Source organism: Streptomyces sp. NPDC003247 (assembly GCF_042888135.1).
Lineage (GTDB): Bacteria > Actinomycetota > Actinomycetes > Streptomycetales > Streptomycetaceae > Streptomyces.
Genome location: NZ_JBIAPF010000009.1, coordinates 122,171 through 142,422 on the forward strand (window position 1 = coordinate 122,171; position 20,252 = coordinate 142,422).

The 20,252-nt window shown below is 71.3% G+C and carries 22 protein-coding genes and 1 pseudogene; 2 read left to right on the plus strand and 21 right to left on the minus strand.

Annotated features, from left to right (window positions below; genetic code table 11):
- Nucleotides 1-130 precede the first annotated feature (130 nt).
- The 3 genes from pyrH to rpsB form a co-directional block, all read right to left on the minus strand.
- Nucleotides 131-889 carry a UMP kinase gene (gene pyrH, locus ACFYWQ_RS28710; RefSeq protein ID WP_389520240.1) on the minus strand — a complete coding sequence of 253 codons (759 nt, stop codon included), beginning with the start codon at nt 887-889 and terminating at the stop codon, nt 131-133.
- A 189-nt stretch (nt 890-1,078) separates the two neighbouring features.
- Nucleotides 1,079-1,915: a translation elongation factor Ts gene (tsf, locus tag ACFYWQ_RS28715; RefSeq protein ID WP_389520241.1), complete on the minus strand. Its 837-nt coding sequence runs from the start codon at nt 1,913-1,915 to the stop codon at nt 1,079-1,081.
- 156 nt (nt 1,916-2,071) lie between these two features.
- On the minus strand, nt 2,072-2,977 hold the full coding sequence (rpsB, locus tag ACFYWQ_RS28720; RefSeq protein WP_389520243.1) for a 30S ribosomal protein S2: 906 nt from the start codon (nt 2,975-2,977) through the stop codon (nt 2,072-2,074).
- A 279-nt stretch (nt 2,978-3,256) separates the two neighbouring features.
- Here rpsB and ACFYWQ_RS28725 point away from each other — a divergent pair, with 279 nt between their 5' ends.
- On the plus strand, nt 3,257-3,823 hold the full coding sequence (locus ACFYWQ_RS28725; protein WP_389520244.1) for a murein hydrolase activator EnvC family protein: 567 nt from the start codon (nt 3,257-3,259) through the stop codon (nt 3,821-3,823).
- Nucleotides 3,824-3,978: 155 nt separating this feature from the next.
- On the opposite strand, the gene ACFYWQ_RS28730 is transcribed toward ACFYWQ_RS28725, so the two are convergent.
- From ACFYWQ_RS28730 to proS, 18 genes and pseudogenes are all read right to left on the minus strand, one after another.
- Nucleotides 3,979-4,536 carry a TetR/AcrR family transcriptional regulator gene (locus tag ACFYWQ_RS28730; RefSeq protein ID WP_389520569.1) on the minus strand — a complete coding sequence of 186 codons (558 nt, stop codon included), beginning with the start codon at nt 4,534-4,536 and terminating at the stop codon, nt 3,979-3,981.
- A gap of 94 nt (nt 4,537-4,630) precedes the next feature.
- Entirely contained in the window at nt 4,631-5,473 is an 843-nt protein-coding gene (whiG, locus tag ACFYWQ_RS28735; RefSeq protein ID WP_389520245.1) for an RNA polymerase sigma factor WhiG, read from the minus strand.
- Between the two features lie 341 nt (nt 5,474-5,814).
- Nucleotides 5,815-6,975, minus strand: a complete 1,161-nt coding sequence (dprA, locus tag ACFYWQ_RS28740; protein WP_389520247.1) for a DNA-processing protein DprA — start codon at nt 6,973-6,975, stop codon at nt 5,815-5,817.
- Nucleotides 6,972-8,591, minus strand: coding sequence for a YifB family Mg chelatase-like AAA ATPase (locus ACFYWQ_RS28745; protein WP_389520249.1), 1,620 nt, complete (start codon nt 8,589-8,591; stop codon nt 6,972-6,974). Before ACFYWQ_RS28745 ends, dprA begins: the two co-directional genes overlap by 4 nt.
- A gap of 1 nt (nt 8,592) precedes the next feature.
- A complete protein-coding gene (locus ACFYWQ_RS28750; protein ID WP_389520251.1) occupies nt 8,593-8,994 on the minus strand; it encodes a YraN family protein in 402 nt (133 codons plus the stop codon).
- A gap of 100 nt (nt 8,995-9,094) precedes the next feature.
- Nucleotides 9,095-9,403 (minus strand): DUF2469 domain-containing protein, encoded by a 309-nt coding sequence (locus tag ACFYWQ_RS28755; protein ID WP_003965949.1) that lies wholly within the window; start codon nt 9,401-9,403, stop codon nt 9,095-9,097.
- 56 nt (nt 9,404-9,459) lie between these two features.
- On the minus strand, nt 9,460-9,984 hold the full coding sequence (locus tag ACFYWQ_RS28760) for an NUDIX hydrolase (protein WP_389520252.1): 525 nt from the start codon (nt 9,982-9,984) through the stop codon (nt 9,460-9,462).
- On the minus strand, nt 9,981-10,757 hold the full coding sequence (lepB, locus tag ACFYWQ_RS28765) for a signal peptidase I (protein WP_389520254.1): 777 nt from the start codon (nt 10,755-10,757) through the stop codon (nt 9,981-9,983). The genes ACFYWQ_RS28760 and lepB (ACFYWQ_RS28765) overlap by 4 nt, the downstream gene beginning before the upstream one ends.
- A 140-nt stretch (nt 10,758-10,897) precedes the next feature.
- Complete coding sequence (gene lepB / locus ACFYWQ_RS28770; protein WP_389520255.1) at nt 10,898-11,878, minus strand: signal peptidase I; 981 nt, start codon at nt 11,876-11,878, stop codon at nt 10,898-10,900.
- Nucleotides 11,766-12,860 carry a signal peptidase I gene (gene lepB / locus ACFYWQ_RS28775; protein ID WP_389520256.1) on the minus strand — a complete coding sequence of 365 codons (1,095 nt, stop codon included), beginning with the start codon at nt 12,858-12,860 and terminating at the stop codon, nt 11,766-11,768. The genes lepB (ACFYWQ_RS28770) and lepB (ACFYWQ_RS28775) overlap by 113 nt, the downstream gene beginning before the upstream one ends.
- Before the next feature lie 253 nt (nt 12,861-13,113).
- A pseudogene (lepB, locus tag ACFYWQ_RS28780) lies at nt 13,114-13,833 on the minus strand (signal peptidase I); the annotation flags it as partial.
- 45 nt (nt 13,834-13,878) lie between these two features.
- Nucleotides 13,879-14,229, minus strand: a complete 351-nt coding sequence (rplS, locus tag ACFYWQ_RS28785) for a 50S ribosomal protein L19 (protein ID WP_264936867.1) — start codon at nt 14,227-14,229, stop codon at nt 13,879-13,881.
- Nucleotides 14,230-14,363: 134 nt separating this feature from the next.
- Nucleotides 14,364-15,197, minus strand: coding sequence for a tRNA (guanosine(37)-N1)-methyltransferase TrmD (trmD, locus tag ACFYWQ_RS28790; RefSeq protein WP_389520258.1), 834 nt, complete (start codon nt 15,195-15,197; stop codon nt 14,364-14,366).
- The gene (rimM, locus tag ACFYWQ_RS28795) at nt 15,197-15,751 is read right to left on the minus strand and encodes a ribosome maturation factor RimM (RefSeq protein WP_389520260.1); all 555 of its coding nucleotides are present in this window, start codon (nt 15,749-15,751) and stop codon (nt 15,197-15,199) included. Before rimM ends, trmD begins: the two co-directional genes overlap by 1 nt.
- A gap of 85 nt (nt 15,752-15,836) precedes the next feature.
- On the minus strand, nt 15,837-16,076 hold the full coding sequence (locus ACFYWQ_RS28800) for an RNA-binding protein (RefSeq protein WP_003973401.1): 240 nt from the start codon (nt 16,074-16,076) through the stop codon (nt 15,837-15,839).
- A 5-nt stretch (nt 16,077-16,081) separates the two neighbouring features.
- The gene (gene rpsP, locus ACFYWQ_RS28805) at nt 16,082-16,501 is read right to left on the minus strand and encodes a 30S ribosomal protein S16 (RefSeq protein ID WP_389520261.1); all 420 of its coding nucleotides are present in this window, start codon (nt 16,499-16,501) and stop codon (nt 16,082-16,084) included.
- Nucleotides 16,502-16,866: 365 nt separating this feature from the next.
- Nucleotides 16,867-17,463: a hypothetical protein gene (locus tag ACFYWQ_RS28810; RefSeq protein WP_389520263.1), complete on the minus strand. Its 597-nt coding sequence runs from the start codon at nt 17,461-17,463 to the stop codon at nt 16,867-16,869.
- A gap of 280 nt (nt 17,464-17,743) precedes the next feature.
- Nucleotides 17,744-19,159: a proline--tRNA ligase gene (proS, locus tag ACFYWQ_RS28815; RefSeq protein ID WP_389520265.1), complete on the minus strand. Its 1,416-nt coding sequence runs from the start codon at nt 19,157-19,159 to the stop codon at nt 17,744-17,746.
- 200 nt (nt 19,160-19,359) lie between these two features.
- On the opposite strand from proS, the gene ACFYWQ_RS28820 reads away from it, so the two are divergent.
- Nucleotides 19,360-20,226, plus strand: coding sequence for an SAM-dependent methyltransferase (locus tag ACFYWQ_RS28820; RefSeq protein ID WP_389520267.1), 867 nt, complete (start codon nt 19,360-19,362; stop codon nt 20,224-20,226).
- Nucleotides 20,227-20,252 lie beyond the last annotated feature (26 nt).

Here is a 20,252-nt window from a genome sequence, read left to right on the forward strand (position 1 = left end):
CGTCGCGTCTTCTTCCTGCACGGTTCCCGACCGGCAGGACATTGTCCATCCCCCGACCAGGCTCCGTCCCCCGGTCAGGTGTTGTCGTACGAACCGGGGTCCTCGACCGTGGGACCGGGAGGTCCTGCGGTCAGGCCCGGCTGACTTCGTCACCCACCAGCGTGCCGATCTTCTCACCCTTGACGGCCCGCGCGATATTGCCCTCGGCGAGAAGCTCGAAGACGACGATCGGGAGCTTGTTGTCGCGGCACAGCGTGACCGCGGTGGCGTCGGCGACCTTCAGCTCACGGGTGATGACCTCGCCGTAACCGAGGGCGTCGAACTTGACCGCCTCCGGGTTGGTCTTCGGGTCGGAGTCGTAGACGCCGTCCACGCCGTTCTTGCCCATCAGCAGCGCCTCGGCGTCGATCTCCAGGGCGCGCTGCGCGGCGGTGGTGTCGGTGGAGAAGTACGGCATGCCCATGCCCGCGCCGAAGATGACCACGCGGCCCTTCTCCAGGTGGCGCACGGCCCGCAGCGGGATGTACGGCTCGGCGACCTGGCCCATCGTGATCGCGGTCTGGACCCGGCTGTCGATGCCCTCCTTCTCCAGGAAGTCCTGGAGGGCGAGGCAGTTCATCACGGTGCCGAGCATGCCCATGTAGTCCGAGCGGGCCCGGTCCATGCCGCGCACCTGGAGTTCGGCGCCGCGGAAGAAGTTGCCGCCGCCGATGACGACCGCGATCTGCGCGCCGTCGCGCACGACGGCCGCGATCTCGCGGGCGATCTTGTGCACCACGTCGGGATCCACTCCCAGGCCGCCACCGCCGGAGAATGCCTCCCCGGACAGCTTCAGCAGGAACCGGCCGCGTACCTTGCCGTCGTCGCTCTTCTGGGCCTTGGTGGTCATGGGAGATCCCGCCTCTTTCACGTGGTGCACATACGAAGAAGGCCATTGCCGGTGGGATGTCGTTCGCAACCCGTGCGCGGCAATGGCCTCCTCGTCAGATCTGCTGTCGTCCGTCACACGTCCCGTGACGACGTACGCGGACGACTGCTGCCGACCCTATAGGGGCCGGGCGTCCGTCGCGGTACGGACTCAGATGCCGACCTTGATGCGCGCGAAGCGCTTCAGGCTGACACCGGCCTCGTCCAGGACCTTCTGGACCGACTTCTTGTTGTCGAGCGCGTACGGCTGGCCGAGCAGCGTGGCGTCCTTGAAGAAGCCGTTGAGGCGACCCTCGACGATCTTGGCGATCGCGGCCTCGGGCTTGCCCTCGGCGCGGGTGGTCTCCTCGGCGATGCGACGCTCGGACTCGACGACCTCGGCCGGCACGTCCTCCTTGGAGAGGTACTTCGGCGCGAAGGCGGCGATGTGCTGGGCGACGCCCTTGGCGACCTCGGCGTTCGGCTTGTCCAGCTCGACGAGGACACCGATCTGCGGGGGCAGGTCGGGCATCGTACGGTGCATGTACGCGATCACGTAACCGTCGGTGAACTGCGCGAAGCGGTCCAGGACGATCTTCTCACCGAGGTTGGCGTTGGCCTCGTCCACGAACGCCTGGACGGTCTTGCCGGCCTCGATCTCGGAGGCGAGCAGGGCCTCGATGTCGGCCGGGGAGGTCTTGGCGACGTGCTCGGCGATCGCGGTGGCGACGCTCTGGAACTTCTCGCCCTTGGCGACGAAGTCCGTCTCGCACTTCAGCTCCACCAGGACACCGGAGGAGTTGTCGTCGGCGATGATCGAGACCACGGCGCCGTTCTCGGCGGAGCGGCCCTCGCGCTTGGCGACGCCCTTCTGGCCCTTGATGCGGAGCGCCTCGACGGCCTTGTCGACCTGGCCCTCGGCCTCGTCCAGCGCCTTCTTGCAGTCCATCATGCCGGCGCCGGTGAGCTCACGGAGCTTCTTGACGTCGGCGGCGGTGTAGTTCGCCATGAGTCTGTGAATCTTTCTCGAAGTCTGGAAGATCGGAGATCTGCACGGTCTGCGATCTACATGGAGATGTAGATCTCCGACTCTGCGCTGACCTACGGGTGAACGGCGGGAGCGGATCTCATGTCACCACTCCCGCCGTCGACGCTGACTGGACGGTCAGGCCTGCTCGCCCTCGGCGGCCGGAGCCTCGGCGGCGGGCGCCTCGGCGGCGGGGGCCTCGGCAGCCGGGGCCTCAGCAGCCGGGGCCTCAGCGGCGGGCGCCTCGGCGGCCGGAGCCTCGTCGGCCTTCTTCTCACCCTCGAGCAGGTCGCGCTCCCACTCGGCGAGCGGCTCGCCCGCGGCCTTCTCACCCTTGTCGCCGGTGGCGACGCCGGAACGGGCGATGAGGCCCTCGGCGACGGCGTCGGCGATCACACGGGTGAGCAGGGTGACGGAGCGGATCGCGTCGTCGTTGCCCGGGATCTTGTAGTCGACCTCGTCGGGGTCGCAGTTGGTGTCGAGGATGGCGACGACCGGAATGTTGAGCTTCCGGGCCTCACCGACCGCGATGTGCTCCTTCTTGGTGTCCACGATCCAGACGGCGCTCGGGACCTTGGACATCTCGCGGATACCGCCGAGGGTCTTCTCCAGCTTGGCCTTCTCGCGGGAGAGGACCAGGAGCTCCTTCTTCGTCAGACCGGACGCGGCGACGTCCTCGAAGTCGATGAGCTCGAGCTCCTTGAGGCGCTGCAGACGCTTGTAGACGGTCGAGAAGTTGGTGAGCATGCCGCCCAGCCAGCGCTGGTTGACGTAGGGCATGCCGACGCGGGTGGCCTGCTCGGCGATGGCCTCCTGCGCCTGCTTCTTCGTACCGACGAACATGACCGTGCCGCCGTGGGCGACGGTCTCCTTGACGAACTCGTAGGCGCGGTCGATGTACGACAGCGACTGGAGCAGGTCGATGATGTAGATGCCGTTGCGCTCGGTGAAGATGAAGCGCTTCATCTTCGGGTTCCAGCGACGGGTCTGGTGACCGAAGTGGACGCCGCTCTCCAGCAGCTCCCGCATCGTGACGACGGCCATGGCCGTTCTCCTTGGGTTTCTCGGTTGTGCCGCAAGAGCCGGACGGCTCCCGCGCCTGACGCCCGCAGTGCGCCGAGCCACGAAGGACCGAGGGGCGCGAGTACCGGCGGACCGACCGTGTCGGCCCTGGTACCGGGGCGTGCGAAGTCGACCCGGTGACCCGGATCGCCAGAAGAAGTGTACGGGACCCGGGGGGCACCGGGTGACGCCGCCGTCCACAAGCGGAAGGTTGTCCACAGGTTCCAGCCGTGATCGGCCCGGTCACGAGACCCTTTCCGCATGCACCCGAAGCGATGTACGGCCCTACTGCTGGGACTCCTGATCACCGTGGCGGCCCCCGTGGCCTGGGCGAATCCGCCCCCACCACCGCCCGCCACCCCTCCCCCGCCGGCCCCGGCCCCGCCCATCGGCCGGTCCTGGCCGGTAGGCACACGCCCCACGGTGGTACGCGGCTGGGAACCCCCGGCAACGGCGTACACCCGCGGCCACCGAGGCGTGGACCTCACGACGGCACCCGGCGCACCGGTGCGCGCCGCGGCGACCGGCCGCGTGTCGTACGCGGGCCGCGTCGCCGGGCGGGGCGTGGTCTCCGTGGAACTGACGGGCACAGACCTGCGCACCACCTACGAACCGGTGCGGGCATCGGTCACCAGGGGCGACGAGGTGGTGGCGGGCGAGGTCATCGGCACCGTGGAACCCACTGGCTCGCACTGCACGACGCCATGCCTGCACTGGGGACTGCTGAGGGGCCAGACCTATCTGAACCCGCTCACACTGCTGCCGCCAGGACTGCTGAGAAAGAGTCCGCCGCGACTGCTGCCGGTGGCGGGGGTACCGCTTCCGTAGGGGCGGGCATGCGGAGCGGGTCGGGGGCGGGGCTTGGGGCGGGCGGGATGGGAGGGGGGTGGGGGGAGGGGAGGGGAGGGGGGAGGGGCCCGATGGCGGGGACGGGTGCGGTGGCCCCACCGCGAGGTCGCCCCCGCCACCCTGCCCGGCCGGACTCAGCCGGTGACCCCCCGCAGCACCATCGCGACCGCCGCGTCCGTGATCACCGCGGGATCTTCCGCGGCTCCCAGCTCGATCCGGCGCACGGCCGCGTCCACGATGCCCTGGAGCAGCATCGCCGCCAGCCGGGGTTCCGCGTGCCCCATCTCGCCCAGTGCTTCGACGATCATCGCGACGAGTCCGCCGTGGGCGGCGCGGATCTTCTCCCGCGCCCCCGCGTCCAGCTCGCTCGCCGAGATCGCCACGACGGCCCGGTGCCGCCGGTCGCCGACCAGCGCCAGCTGCCGCCGTACGTACGCCTCGACCTTGGCCGCCGGCGTGTCGGCCGCGGCCATCGCCGCCTCGACCTCCGCCGCCCACACGGGGAAGTCGACCTCGCACAGTTCCTCGACCACGGCGGCGCGGGACCGGAAGTACTCGTACACGGACGAACGGGCGAGCCCCGTCCGCTCGGCTAGGGCGGGGAAGGTCAGCGCCTCCGTCCCGCCCTCGGACAGCAGCGAGCGGGCCGCGTCCAGCAGGGCGGCTCGCTGCATCGACCGGTGCTCGGCCACGGAGGCCGCTCGAATCCTTGGCACGTCGACCACTTTACGGACGCCGCACCGCCGACGGGAGTGACTCCGCTCCCACTTCCGTCGTCCGGCCAGGTCAACGACCGAAGCTCGCCAGTTTCGCGCGCAGCTGGAGCACCGATTTGGTGTGGATCTGACTGACCCGGCTCTCGGTCACCCCCAGCACGTTGCCGATCTCGGCGAGGGTCAGCCCTTCGTAGTAGTAGAGCGTGACCACCGTCTTCTCGCGGTCGGGCAGCGTGTTGATCGCCCGTGCCAGGAATCTGCGCAGTTCCCGGTCCTCGGCCACCTCCACGGGGTTGTCCGCGGCGGTGTCCTCCAGCGTGTCCATGACGCTGAGACCGTCCCCGCTCTCGCCCCCGACGTGCAGCAGCTCCTCGAGCGCCACCACGTTGGCCAGCGACAGCTGGCTGAACACCGTGTGCAGTTCATCGACCGCGATGCCCATCTCGGCGGCGACCTCGCACTCGGTCGGCGTCCGCCGCAGCCGCGCCTCCAGCGTCGCGTACGCCCGTTCCACGTTGCGGGCCTTCTGCCGCACGGACCTCGGGATCCAGTCCAGCGCCCGCAGCTCGTCGATCATCGCGCCCCGGATCCGGGTGATCGCGTACGTCTCGAACTTGATCTCCCGGTCGATGTCGAACTTCTCGATCGCGTCGATCAGCCCGAACACTCCGGACGACACGAAGTCCGCCTGCTCCACATTGGGCGGCAGGCCTACGCTGACCCGGCCGGCGACGTACTTCACCAGGGGCGAGTAGTGCAGGATCAGCTGCTCCCTCAGCCGGTCGTCCCCCGTCGCCTTGTACGAGCGCCACAGCTCCTCGAGCGTCGAGGGAGCGGGCGGCCGCGCGCTGCCACCGTCGCGGGCGGCTGGGGGGATCGCCGCCCGGTCGGACCCGGAGGTGTGCTGGGGCATTCGTCGCCTTGTGCCGTTCTGCCGTGACGTACGGGGGGTCGGAGGGGTACGGGGTGAGCTGTCGTCGTTGCTCCGTGTGCTGTCGTCTGGTGCCGGGTGGTGCCGAGTGGTGCCGTCCTGCGGGAAGTGGGCAGTGGGTGCCGTTCTGTGCCGGAATCCTTGTGAGCGTAGCGTGACTGGAGTGTCGCGGTGCGCGAAGAAGCGGGTCGGCCCTGTCCGCGGAGGCGTCGCCGCGGGCGGCGGGCCGGGGCGGTACGGTCGCCGCGGGTGACGGCCGGGACGCGTCAACTGCGGTCGTTTGCAAGGGGTTCGGCGTTCCCCCGGACGGCCGAACCCGTCGGTCAACACGGGTGTCGTCCTCCTCGGACGGAGAGCATCGCCTGGCGTGTCAACTTCCAGCTGTCGCCATGTCGTTCGACGTAGCCGAGTGCCCTGAGTTCGTACAGTCTCGCGATCGCGTCGTCCGGGGTGGTCCAGGCCTCGCGGGCGATCTCGTCGGCCGTCGCGGCCCGGTGGCCGGGGAGGGCGGCCAGGACCCGTCGGGCACCGGCGTGCAGGAGGTCGCGCGGCAGCACCGGCCCGCGCCGCTCCGGCGCCAGCTCGCCCATGTCACCGACCAGCTCGACGACCTCCGCGGCGTCGGTGACCAGCACCGCTTCCTGCCGCAGGAGCTCGTGCACTCCCGCGGACAGGGCGCTGGTGGCGGGTCCGGGCACCCCCATCGTGTGCCGGCCGAGCCGCAGGGCCGCCCGTGCGGTGACCAGCGAGCCGCTGCGGTGGGCGGCCTCGACCACCACCGTGCCGCGGGTGAGCGCGGCGATCACCCGGTTGCGCTGGACGAACCTGCTCGGTGTCGGGTGGTCGCCCGGCGGCAGTTCTCCCACGACCAGCCCCTGTGCCGCGATCCTGCCGATCAGTTCCGTGTGGCCGCGCGGGTAGGGCCGGTCGACCCCGCAGGCGAGGACGGCCACGGTGGCGCCGCCCGCGCCGAGGGCGCCCCGGTGGGCGGCGCCGTCGACGCCGTACGCGCCGCCGGAGACCACCACCCAGCCGCGTTCGGCGAGACCGGCGGCGAGGGTGACGGCCATGTGGGCGCCGTACTCGGTGCAGGCGCGGGCGCCGACGACCGCGACCGAGCGCAGCGCCCACATCCGCAGGCTGGGCCCGCCGCGGACCCACAGACCGAGGGGACGGGCGTCCCCGAGGTCGTCCAGGGGCCGGGGCCACTCGATGTCCCCCGGGCAGACGAACCGCACGCCCGCGTCCCGTGCGACGGCCAGGTCGCGCTCCGGTTCGGCCCGCGTGGCCCGCGCCAGGAGTCCGGCCCATTTGCGCGCCGTGACCCCGGGCAGGGGCTCTCCGCCGTCCCGCAGCCGCCGGGCCACCTCGGCGGCTCCGCGCTCGCGCACCCACCGCCCGCCGGTCTCGTCCCCGGGCTCGACGACCCGGGCCAGGAAGACCCGGGCGAGCCGCTCCTCGTCCGGGTCGCCGGCGCCGGTCACGTCAGGGCCCCCAGCGCCATCGGCACCCCGCGTGGCACGCCCGTGCGCAGTTGGAGCGCCAGGGCGACGTCCACGGCGTCGGGCCGGTCATGGCCGACGAGGTCGGCGACGGTCCAGGCGACGCGCAGGACCCGGTCCAGGCCACGGGCGGTGAGCACGCCGCGCTCCAGGTTCCGTTCCGCCTCGTCCATCGCCCCGGCCGCGGGTCGGAACCGGCTGCGCAGCTCCCGTCCGGGCACTTCGCTGTTGGTCCGCCAGGGGGTGCCGTCGAGCCGGGCCGTCGCACGCTGCCGGGCGGCTCGCACGCGGTCGGCGACGGTCGCCGTGGACTCGCCGCCGGGACCTCGGTGGGCGAGCTCCGCCCTGCCGACCGGGTCCACCTCGACGCGGAGGTCGACGCGGTCGAGCAGCGGGCCGGAGAGCCGGGCCTGGTAGCGGCGGACCGCCGAGGGCGGGCACTCGCACAGGGTGTCCCGCTGGGAGAAGCGACCGCAGGGGCAGGGGTTGGCCGCGAGCACCATCAGGAACCGCGCGGGGAACCGGACCACGCCGGCGCTGCGCGCGATCACGACGTGTCCCGCCTCGAGGGGCTGGCGCAGGGCGTCGAGGGCCCGGCTGCTGAATTCCGGGGTCTCGTCCAGGAAGAGCACCCCTCGGTGCGCCATGGAGACGGCGCCCGGGCGGGCGATGTTCGCGCCGCCTCCGACGAGTGCCTGCATGGTGGCGGAGTGGTGCGGGGCGCAGTAGGGGGGAACGTCGATGAGGGGCTTGCCGGGCGGCAGGAGCCCTGCCACCGAGTGGACCGCCGTGACCTCCAGGGACTCCTCCCGGGTGAGCCGGGGCAGTACGGCGGGGAGGCGTTCGGCGAGCATCGTCTTGCCCGCGCCCGGGGGTCCTTCGAGGAACAGGTGGTGTCCGCCGGCCGCGGCGACCTCCACGGCCGTCCGTGCCGAGCGCTGGCCCACGACGTCGGCGAGGTCGAGTCCTTGGTCGTGCCCGCCCGCGCCGAGCATGCCGGTGGCCGCTGCCGTGCCGGGCATCCGCAGGCCGGCCAGGAGCGGGTCCGGCCGGTCCGGGTCGTCCCGTTCCTCGTCCGGTACGGGCTCGTCGGCCAGGACGGCGATCAGCTGCCGCAGACTGCGTACCCCGAGCACGGAGACCCCTGGCACCAGCGATGCCTCGGCGGCGGCGCACTCCGGCACGACCACCTGCTCGTAGCCGGCCTCGGCGGCGGCCAGCACGGCGGGCAGCACGCCTCGCACCGGCCGTACGCGTCCGTCGAGCCCCAGTTCCCCGATCATCACGATGTCGGCGAGCACGCGGGGGTCGATCCGTTCGCTGGCGCCGAGCACGGCGCTGGCGATGGCGAGGTCGAATCCGCTGCCGCCCTTGGGTACCGAGGCGGGGCTGAGTCCGACGGTGAGTTTCTTCTGCGGCCACTCGGCTCCCGAGTTCACCACCGCCGCCCGCACCCGGTCCCGGCTCTCGCTCAGGCTCTTGTCCGGCAGCCCGACCAGGGTGAAGGCGGCCACTCCGGGCTCCAGGTCCGCCTGGACCTCGACCACGACCCCTTCGACGCCCACCAGCGCGACCGAGCACGTCCGTGCGAATCCCATCTCAGGCCACCCCCCGCGCGTGCTCGACGACGGGGGCTCCGCGGTCCGGCAGGACGACGCCGACCAGGTCGATGCGGACGCCGCCCGGTGGCGCTCCCCTGTGTGCCTGGATCCAGCGTTCGGCGAGGCCGCGCAGGCGCCGGGCCTTCGTGGGTGTCAGGGCCGCCATGGGGTGCTGGAAGCCGCCGCCCCTGCGGGTCTTGACCTCGCAGACGACCAGGACGTCGCCGTCCCGCGCGACGATGTCGATCTCTCCGGTCCTGCCGCAGCGCCAGTTGCGTTCCAGGACCGTCATCCCGGCCTCGGTCAGCCGTCGGGCGGCCAGTTCCTCGCCGTACCTGCCGAGCGCTCCGCGCGCCAGTTCCGTGCTCATGTGGGCACCACCTCCGGTGCCCACGTTCACGCATCCGCGACGAAGAGATGGATCTTGGTGTGCAACTCGGCGACTGTGGAAAACCCTGTCACCCACATGAGTGAGCAGCCCACCCGTACGGGGGAGCCCGTCACCCGCCCGGAAGCTCCAGGTCGCTCTTGTTCAGCTCCTCGATATTCACGTCCTTGAACGTGAGGACGCGTACCTGTTTCACGAACCGGGCCGGCCGGTACATGTCCCACACCCAGGCGTCCGCCATCGACACCTCGAAGAACACCTCGCCCTGGACCGAGTGCACCTGCATCTCGTAGTCGTTGGTCAGGTAGAAACGCCGCTCGGTCTCGATCACGTATTTGAACAGACCGACGACGTCGCGGTACTCCCGGTAGAGCTTCAGCTCCATCTCGGTCTCGTACTTCTCGAGGTCCTCGGCGCTCATGGCATGTTCCCCTTCAGCCGTGCGATCTCCCCATTGTGCGCCCGTCCCATGAGCCGTCAGACGATTTCCGTGTCGAGGGTTTCGGGGCGGGCCGGGGGACCTTCGTCGAGCAGCCGCTGCAGCAGCTCGGCGAGTCTGGTCGGATACACCGTCTCATGTGTCCGGGCGAGTTCCCGACACGTCCACCAGCGCGCTCCGGCGACGCTGCGCCGCTCCAGCTCGGTCAGGGCGGTGGCCCTGGTCACCGTCACGGCCGTACGGGCCAGGTAGTACCACTCGTCCTGGTCCCAGCGGCGGCCCGCGAACGGGAAGGAGCACCTGCGCCGCCACACCACCGGGCCGAGGTCGACGTCGGTGATGCCCGTCTCCTCGGCGAGTTCCCTCAGCGCGGCCTCTTCACGGGTCTCGTCGCCCTCCACTCCACCGCCGGGCGTGAACCACCAGTCGTCGGCCGGATCGTCCGGCTCGTGGCCGTGCAGCAGCAGGATGCGGTCCTCGGGGTCGAGCAGGACCACCCGGGCGACCCTGCGCAGCCCGCCCTCGTACGAGTCGGTGCTCGCGCGGCTCGTCTCAGCGGTCACCGGCTGACTCCGGCGGACTCCGGGCGGGAACGACGGGTGACGCGCTGGGCGATCGGGCCGTACGCGCCGCCGCCGAGGACGAGGGCCGCGCCGACGACGATCAGCCAGCCGATCGTGCTCAGCGGGCCCTGCCGGGACAGCGCGCCGAGCGGCTCGAAGCCGGTCGGGCGCTCGAGCATGCCCTCCATGGGCCAGACGACGGCGTCGACGCGGGCCTTGACGGCACCGCGCGCGACCGTGCCGGCGGCCGCGTCCGTGAGATGGGCGGTGGAGTCCAGTGAGCCCTGGCGCTCGTCGCCGAGCAGGAACAGCCGGCCCTCGGGGACCTCCACGCTGGCGAAGTTCTTGATCTCGGCGGGGCTGCCCTCGGGCAGATAGGACTCCTCGATCTGCCGGCCGTTGACGGTGAGCTTGCCGTCGGTGCAGCAGGAGACCGTGTCACCGCCGACCGCGACGACGCGCTTGACCACGGGCGCGTTGTCCGCCCAGGTCTTGTCGGTGAAGACCACGACGTCCCCGCGCCGCACCTCGTCGCCGTCCACCACCTGGGCCAGCACCCGGTCCCCGGCGTCGATCGTGGGGGCCATGGAACTGGTGGGCACGGTGTACGGCCGGTAGGTCAGCGCGGCCCACCCGAATCCGGCGAGGAACAGCACGAGGCCCAGCGCGACCGCCGCACCGGACAGACGCTGTCCGGTCCGGCTGCCCACCGGGCCACTGCTGGTGCCGCCGCCGCTGTGCGGGGCCGTACGTGTCGTGCTCTCGCCGCCCATGGATCCGCACCCTACCCGGCGGTACCGAGCCGGGTCAGCCGTTCGCCCCCGGCCGTGGCCACAAGCTTGGGAAAGGGTTTGCCGAGCGGGTACGGCGGGGCGGGCGACGGGTCAGCGGATACGACGGGACGGGCGACGGGTCAGCGGGTCCCGGACGCCTGTGCGCGCCGGCGCCGCCACAGCGCCAGCGGGACGACGCCGGCGAGGGCGAGGCCCTCCGGAGCGACCGTCAGGGCGGTGGAGGCAGCCGACCGGGCGTCGAGTCCGCTCTGGTCGAAGGTGTCCGGCACGGGCAGCGTGCCCCAGCGGTTGATGGGCCAGGCCTTGACGACGGCGCGGCCGACGACCTCGTCGACGGGGACCATGCCGTGGTGCTTGTCGGACTGGTTGTAGCGGGAGTCCCGCGAGTTCTGGCGGTGGTCGCCCATGACCCAGATGTAGCCCTCGGGGACCTTCACCGTGAACTGGCCGCCCTGGTCGTCCATGCTGCACGGCGTGTTGCCGGGGTACACGTACGGCTCGTCCAGCGCCTTGCCGTTGACCTTCAGCGGGCCGGTCTTGCTACAGGAGACGGTGTCGCCGCCGACGCCGATCACCCGCTTGATCAGGTCCTTCTCCTCCGCGGACGGCATCAGGCCGATCCAGCTGAGGACGGTCTGCACGGCGTTCGGTTCGAGGGTGGGCTCGCCCGCCAGCCAGTTGTCCGGGTCGTGGAAGACCACGACCTCGCCGCGCTCGGGCTCGGAACCGAACCACGGCGTCAGCTTGTCGACCAGGACGCGGTCACCCTCCTGGAGGGTGTTCTGCATCGAGTCGGAGGGGATCGAGAACGCCTGGACCAGGAAGGTCTTGATCAGCAGGGCGAGAACGAGGGCGATGCCGATGAGGATCGGCAGTTCCTTCCAGAAGGAACGCGGTTTCTTCGCCTGGGGTGCCCCGTCGTCCGGCCCCGGCCCGGTCGTGCGGGGCGGCCCGTCGCCGGGTCCGTCGCCTCCGGCCGCCGGGCCGTCATTGTCCGAGGTCACGATGTCGTCGGACACCGGGTCGGCCGCGTCCACGGGACGTCCGCGGTGCTCCTCGCCGTCGTGCCCGGACCGTGCGCCAACCGCCACATCCCCCACGCCAACTCCTCACTCTGTGCCGCTGCCTGCCCCAGGTACGACGCAGGCCCACCACTCCCATAACGAGCGGGAGTTCCGCAGGGCTCGGGAGTCGGATCGTTCCGTTCGGATCGTCGGGATCAACCCTATGCGACGTCTGGGAGGACGCCGCCGTCCCGGCGACCGCGTCGGTCACCGAAGAGAAGGTTTGCGGTTCCTTGAGGGTGTTCCAGTGGCCCAGCGGCCAGGCGATGACCATGGCCCGCCCGACCACCTCGTCCTCGGAGACGGTGCCGCCGTAGTCGGTGTTCTGGTGGGCGCGGGAGTCCGCGGAGTTGTCCCGGTGGTCGCCCATCACCCACAGCCGCCCCTGGGGGACGGTGATGTCGAACGAGGTGCCGGAGGGGGCGTTGCCGGGGTAGAGGTAGTCCCCCTCGTTCAGGGGAACGCCGTTGACGGTGACCCGCCCTTGCGTGTCACAGCACTTGACGCGGTCGCCGCCGACGCCGACGACCCGCTTGATGAGGTCCTTCTCGTCGTCGGACGGCAGCAGGCCGATGAAGGTGAGGGCCTCCTTGACCTGTTTGACGCCGACGGGGTCGTCCTTCTTGGTGGTGGTCTGCTCGTCGTTGAGCCAGCCACCGGGGTCCTTGAAGACGACGACGTCGCCGCGCTCCGGCTTGGAGCCGAACCACGGCGTGAACTTGTCGACCAGGACGCGGTCGCCGATCCGGATGGTCTGCTCCATCGAGCCGGACGGGATCACGAAGGCCTGCACGAGGAACGTCTTCAGCACCAGGGCGATGAGGACGGCGACCCCGACGAGGAGCGGGATCTCCCGGACGGCGCCGCGCCTGCGCTTGCGCTTGACCTTGCGCTGGAGCTTGCGCCGCTCCGCGCGGGTGCGGCCGGCCGAGGCGCCGGAGGCGCGCCGGGCTCCGGTGGGCAGGAGGTTGTCCGCGGGGCTGCTGGGGACGCCGCGGGGCTTGCCGCGGTTACCCATGGGCGTCCGCCCTGTCCGCCGGGGTACCCGCCGCGACGGTACGGGCGCCTGCCGCTTCCGTACGGGTGAACGCCTCTTCCGTACGGGTGACCACCGCGTCCGTACGCGTGACCACCGCGCCCGCAGGGGTGATCGCCGCACCCTTATGGGTGACCACCGCGTCCGCAGAGGTGATCACCGCACCCGTACGAGTGACCACCGCACCCGCAGAGGTGACCGCTACGCCCGCAGGGGTGACCGCCGTGTCCGTCGACGCACCCGTCGCCGCGGGCACGCGCGCGTAGGCGTCCGGGCGGTGCAGACGGGTGACGTCGAGGAGGGACCGCATGATCCAGTCGGCGCGGCCGATCACGTCGTCGACGGGGATCATGCCGCCGCCCGGTGAGCCCAGGTGGTCGCGGGAGTCGCTGGAGGCACTGCGGTGGTCGCCGAGGACGAACAGGGTGCCGTCGGGCACCTCCACGTCGAAGGGCACCGTGGACGGGCTGTCGCCCGGATACAGGTACGTCGACTCGTCGACCGGCCGGCCGTTCACCTGGATCCTCCCCTCGTCGTCGCAGCAGACCACGTGGTCTCCCCCCACACCCACAACGCGTTTGACGTAGTCGGCGTCCCCGAAATACCCGGTGCCGTCGAACACCACCACGTCACCGCGGCGCGGCTCCGCACCGAAACGGTACGCCAACCTATTTACGAGAACGCGGTCGCCGATCCTCAATCCGTTCTCCATGGATCCGCTGGGTATCTGGAACGGCTTGACCACGAAAGCGTTCAGGAGCAGCAGGAAGAGCAGGCAGATCAGCAGGGTGAGGCTGATCCGGCCGCCCGGGAGCAGGTCGGTGATCCGCGCCACCAACGCGAAACGCGACCGTCCCTCCGGCCCGTCCGGTCCCACGGCCTGCTGCGAGGCGTCCGCGGTGTCGGAAGGGCGGGAGGAGCGGTCGCGCTCCGTCGACTGTGCTTCGGTGTCCATCGGGGCCAGATGTTATCCGGCCCCGCTCTGAACTCCCGAGCGCGCTCAGTTGTCGCGCTTCTCCTTGATCTTCGCGGCCTTGCCGCGCAGCTCGCGCAGGTAGTACAGCTTGGCGCGACGCACGTCACCGCGGGTCACGAGCTCGATCTTCTCGACGATCGGGGTGTGCACGGGGAAGGTGCGCTCGACGCCGACGGAGAAGGAGACCTTGCGGACCGTGAAGGTCTCGCGGACACCGGCGCCCTGGCGGCGGATGACGACGCCCTTGAACTGCTGCACACGGGAGCGGTTGCCCTCGATGACGCGGACGTGGACGTTGACGGTGTCGCCCGGGCGGAAGGCCGGGACGTCGCTGCGCAGCGACGCGGCGTCGAGGGAGTCGAGCAGGTGGGACATGTCGTCTGCTTTCTTCGCTGATGCCACAGGTCATCAACGGGAACTAGGTGTACGGGGAAAGGGGCGTGCGCGTCGGGGCGGGCGTCGTGTCCCCCTGTGGCAGGGGCGCATACCGGACGGCGCACAACAGCGGCCTATTCTTCCACGCTCTCGGTCCTGCGCCAAAATCGGCCGTACGGCTCGCCCTCGGGGTCCGGCGCCCAGCCCAGGATGGAGAGCATCTCGCGGTCCTTCTTGTCGAAGGCCCTGGGGTCGCAGCGCTCGATCAGGTCGGGCCGGTGGGCCGTGGTCCGCCGCAGTGCCTCGTCACGGCGCCAGCGGGCGATCTTGCCGTGGTGGCCGCTGAGCAGCACCTCGGGGATGTCCCGGCCGCGCCAGGCGGGCGGCTTGGTGTAGACGGGGCCTTCGAGGAGGTTGGCCATGGTGCCGGGTGCGAAGGAGTCGTCGCGGTGGGACTCGGCGTTGCCGAGCACGCCGGGCAGCAGCCGGGCCACGGCCTCGGTGACGACCAGGACGGCCGCCTCGCCGCCGGCGAGAACGTAGTCGCCGATGGAGACCTCGTAGACGGGGATCCGGGTGGCGTACTCGTCGACGACGCGGCGGTCGATGCCCTCGTAGCGGGCCGGTGTGAAGATCAGCCAGGGGCGCTCGGAGAGTTCGACGGCGAGTTCCTGGGTGAACGGGCGGCCGCTGGGGGTGGGCACGACGAGCGCGGGGGCGTGCGCGCCGGTCTCGTAGCCGTCGGCCAGGACCGAGTCGAGGGCGTCGCCCCACGGCTCGGTCTTCATCACCATGCCGGGGCCACCGCCGTACGGGGTGTCGTCGACGGTGTTGTGCCGGTCGTAGGTCCAGTGCCGCAGGTCGTGCACGTGGACGTCGAGCTGTCCGCGCGCGCGTGCCTTGCCGACCAGGGAGAGGTGCAGGGGGTCGAGGTACTCGGGGAAGATCGAGACGACGTCGAGGCGCATCAGGCCTCGTCCCCGGACGAGTCGCGCGCGGAGGCGATCTCCGCGCGGTCGTCGATGAGGCCGGGCGGCGGGTCGATGACCGCGCGCTGCTCCTTCAGGTCGATCTCGGTGACGATCTCCTCGACGAAGGGGATCATCACCTCGCTGCCGTCGGCCCGCTCGACGATGAAGAGGTCCTGGGAGGGCAGGTGGGAGATCTCGGTGATCCGGCCGACCTCCACGCCGTCCTGCGTCACCACGTCGAGGTCGATGAGCTGGTGGTCGTAGTACTCGTCCTCGTCCTCGAGGAGTTCCTCGGGATCCACCTCGGCGATCAGGAGGGTGTTGCGCAGGGCCTCGGCCGCGGTGCGGTCGGTGACGCCCGCGAAGCGCAGGAGGAGGCGGCCGCTGTGCACCCGGCCGGTCTCGATCGTGAGCGGCCCCGCGGTGGCGGGGTCCGTGGACAGTACGGCGCCGGGGGCGAGCCGCAGTTCCGGCTCGTCGGTGCGGACCTCCACGGTGACCTCGCCCTTGATGCCGTGGGCGCGGCCGATCCGTGCGACTACGAGCTGCACTGTTCGAAGATCTCCTGTCGTCACGACGTCGGGCCGGGGACGGCCCAGTGGCCCTCCCCGGCCCGAGCCGGTGCTGCGAATTGCGTCAGCGGACGTGGTCGACGTCGACGAGGTCGACACGGACTCCACGGCCGCCGATGGCGCCCACGACGGTGCGCAGGGCACGTGCGGTGCGGCCGTTGCGGCCGATCACCTTGCCGAGGTCGTCGGGGTGGACCCGGACCTCGAGCACCCGCCCGCGGCGCAGGTTGCGCGAGGCGACCTGCACATCGTCGGGGTTGTCGACGATGCCCTTCACGAGGTGCTCAAGCGCCTCTTCGAGCATGCTGCTCAGGCCTCGGTCGACTCGGACTCGGCAGCGGCCTCGTCCTTCTTCTCAGCCTTCTTCTTCTGGGTGATGGCCTCACCCTTGCCCTCGTCGTCGCCACCGAGGGCGTCGAACGACACACGCGCCTTCTTCGGCTCGGCGACGAGCAGCGGAGCCGGGGCGGGCTCGCCCTTGAACTTCTGCCAGTCGCCGGTCTTCTTCAGGATGGCGAGCACGGGCTCGGTCGGCTGGGCGCCGACGCCGAGCCAGTAGGCCACGCGGTCGGCGTCGACCTCGATGACCGACGGGTTGTACGTCGGGTGGTACTTGCCGATCTCCTCGATCGCACGACCGTCACGACGGGTACGGGAGTCGGCGACGACGATGCGGTAGTGAGGCGAACGGATCTTGCCCAGACGCTTCAGCTTGATCTTGACTGCCACGGGAGTGGGTTCTCCTGGATTGACGTGGTGGGGCACGGCGGGACGCCGCGTGGGGTTGCGGTACCCGAGTGCCCGACGGACGCGTCAGCCGGAGGAGAGAGGGGTCCTGTGCGGCTGTCGAGTACAGCCAGCCATTCTGCCACACGCTCCGGGCCGCTTCCGGACGAGGGGTCGGGGAGGTCCGCCCGGGCACGCCTGTGAGGCACCCGGCGGTTCGGGTGCCTCACAGGCGTGCCCGGGAGCGGGGCGCGGGGAAGTGCGCGCTCAGTCCCCACGCGCCCGCGGCCGGTGCCGGCCCCCTGCCCCGCGCCCCCGGCAGCCACGAGATGCCGGTACGTGACGGGCGGGCCGTGACGGCCCTCGGGTCATGCCGCGCCGGCCACCTCGGGGATGCGGAACGGCTTGCCGCACCCTCCGCACACGATGGGGGCCTGGGCGAGGACCGACGGCACCACCCGGACGTTGCGGCCGCAGTCGCAGACCGCCTTGACGCGGACGCCGCCGCCGGAGGAGCCGTGGCGGGCGGCCGGGCCGCGGAAGGCGCGGGTGGTGTCGGCGGAGGTGGCCGCGGTGTGGGCCTTGAGGGCCCGCTGGAGGCGCTCGATCGTCGGACGGTAGCGGCGCTTGGCCTCGGGATTGAGCGTGACCAGCGAGAAGCCGCTGCTGGGATGCGGTTCCTCGGGGTGGTCCAGGCCCAGTTCCTCGGCGATCGCGAGGAATCTGCGGTTGTGGTATCGGCCGGCGCGGGAGGTGTCGCGGACGCCGCGCGCGGCGGCGATCCCGTGGACTGCCTCATGGAGCAGTCGCTCGAAGGAGAGCTCGTGACCGCAGGCGGACGACGACTCCCCGATCAGGGACTCTGGCGCGGCAAGGTCCGGCAGCTCGGGGTGGTACCGCTGAATGTCGGCCCACGCCTGCGCCAGCTCTGCGGCGAGAACAGGTGGTGTCTGTGTCGTGCTCACGTAATGACAACGAGCGGGGGTGCCCCTGTGTTCCTATTCCGGGGCATCCCAAATAATTTGCACGTACCCGTCAGTTGCCGCTGATGCGTCCTGACGAGGGCGGGTGCGCTGATCTGCGGAGAAGCCTCACAGCTCGTGCCAAGGTGGTGCGTAGTCCGCCATACGCCGTCGGGCCGCCCCTTCCGCCCCGGCGCGTAGACGATGCCCACGCGCCGGGGTACAGATGCGCGGCGGAGGCGCAAGAGGTGTTTCGGCCGCCGTCTCGCCGGAGGGGGTCGTCTCAGTAAGCGCGCGCGACGATCGCGACGTTACCGGGCGCGTCGCCGTCCTCGGGCACCGACCCGTCCTCGGCGACCAGACACCGTACGGTCACCGCGTGGTCGGCGAGCCTGGCCTCGCCCTCCTCGCCGAGCGTCGCCCACGGGATGCGCGCCCAGCCGCCGGCGGTGGCCGCCTCGACGGCCTCCTCGACCGTGGACACGTCCGCCGTACGGGACGCGCGGCGCTCGCGGGCCTGCCGCAGCAGCAGGGCCTGGTCGTCCTCGAGGACCTTGGGCAGCAGATCGGCCAGCGCGTCCAGGGCCACCGGCTCCTTGCCTCCCGGGATGCGGCGCGCCAGCATCGCGGTGCCGTTCCCCAGGTCACGGGGGCCGATCTCGACACGGACGGGCACGCCCTTGAGCTCCCAGTCGACCGCGCGCCGCCCGAAGGGCACATCGGTGCGGTCGTCGACCCGGACGCGGATGCCGGCCGCCTTCAGCCGGGCGCCCAGCTCGTGGGCCTTGGCCAGAACCGCCTCGTCGTCCTTGACCGCCAGGACGACGGCCTGGACCTGCGCCAGCCGCGGCGGCACCCGCAGACCGTCGTCGTCGCCGTGCATCATCACCAGGGCGCCGATCATGCGCGTGGTCGAGCCCCAGGAGGTCTGCCAGACCAGTTCCTGCGTGCCGTCCTTCGACAGGTACGAGGTGTTGAAGGCCCGGGCGAAGTTCTGCCCCAGCTCATGACTGGTGGCCATCTGGAGGGCCTTGCCGTCGCCCATCATCCCTTCGAGGGTGAGGGTGTTGACCGCTCCGGCGAACCGCTCCCTGGCGGTCTTGCGGCCGGCGACGACGTCCATGGCGAGGACGTCCACCATGAAGTCCTCGTAGACCCGGCGGTGGATGCGGGAGGCGAAGTCGCGCGCGTCCTCGCGGGTGGCGTGCGCGGTGTGGCCCTCCTGCCAGAGGAATTCGGTCGTGCGCAGGAAGAGCCGCGGCCGCAGCTCCCAGCGCACCACGTTCGCCCACTGGTTGATGAGCAGCGGCAGGTCGCGGTAGCTCTGCACCCACTTCGAGAAGGACGCGTTGATGATCATCTCGGAGGTGGGGCGGACCACCGCCGGCTCCTCCAGCTCCTTGCCGCCGCCGTGCGTGACCACCGCCAGCTCGGGCGCGAACCCCTCGACGTGGTCGGCCTCGCGCGTGAGGTACGACTGCGGGATCAGCAGGGGGAAGTACGCGTTCTGGGCGCCCGTCTCCTTGATGCGGGCGTCCATCTCCGCCTGCATCCGCTCCCACAGTCCGTACCCGTACGGTCGGATCACCATGGTGCCGCGCACCGGTCCGTTGTCGGCCAGCTCGGCCTTGGCGATCAGATCCTGGTACCAGCGGGGGAAGTCGTCCGCCCGCGGGGTGAGAACGGGTGCCGTTGCCATGGCGCGATGGTACGGCCCCAGGTTGCCGCCATGTGAAATCTCGCCACTCGCACGGGTGGACCGTACTCCGGGCGCCGCAACCCCTGGACGCGGGGTCGGGTGGGGAGTTACCTGACATACGGGGGGAGTGCGGACGACTGACGGGGGCCACATGAAGAACGGGCACAGCGGCAACTCTCGGCGGATTGGGGCGCTTTTCCATGACACCTACGCTCGTGCGGCAGCACCTTCCTCACACGGGGCCGGTGCCCCGCGCGGATCCGGGTGCCCGCGCGCGTGACTGGTCCGAGATCCAGGAGCGGATGCTGGTCCCGCTCTACGAGGCCGTCCACGAGCGGCTGGAAGTGGGCCCCGGCACACGGCTGTTGGGCCTCGGGTGCGGATCCGGGCTGGCCCTGCTGATGGCGGCCTCCAGAGGCGCCGCCCTGACCGGCGTCGAGACCCGGCACCCCGAGCGGCTGGCCCTCGCCCGCCGGCGGCTGCTGCCGGAGACCCCGGGCGGACCCGCGCCCACCGGCATGCGGCTCGTCGACGGCACGCCCGAGGACGCGGCCGGCACCACCGGCGCCGGGGAACCCGCGTACACCCTGGTGACCGCCTTCGAACCCGTCGGCTGCCTCGCGGGCGACTCCGAGGGGCTCGGCGACCTGCTCGCGGCCGCCACACCGCTGGCCGAGCGGGGCGCGCCCGTGGTGCTCGTCGGCTGGGGGCCGCCGGAGCGCTGCGCCACCTCCGCCGTGTTGCGGGTCGCCACCAAGCTGGCCGATCCCCTGCACGCCGGCGGCGGTTGGCGCCCCGCCCTGCGCGACGACCTGGAGGACGTCGCCCGGCGGGCCGGGCTGAAGCCGGACGGTTCCGGACGGGTGGCCTGCCCCTTCGGGTACGCGGGGGTCGACAGCGCCCTGAGGGGTCTGCTGTCCACCGGCCTGTTCGACGCGGCGATCGCCGCGACCGACCAGGTGCAGGTGGAGAAAGAGGTGACCGAGGCGCTGCACCCGCACCGGCGCGAGGACGGCACGGTCTGGATGCCGAACGTGTTCCGGTACCTGATCGCCCGGACTCCCTGAGCGGGACCTCTGAAGCGAGAGCTCCG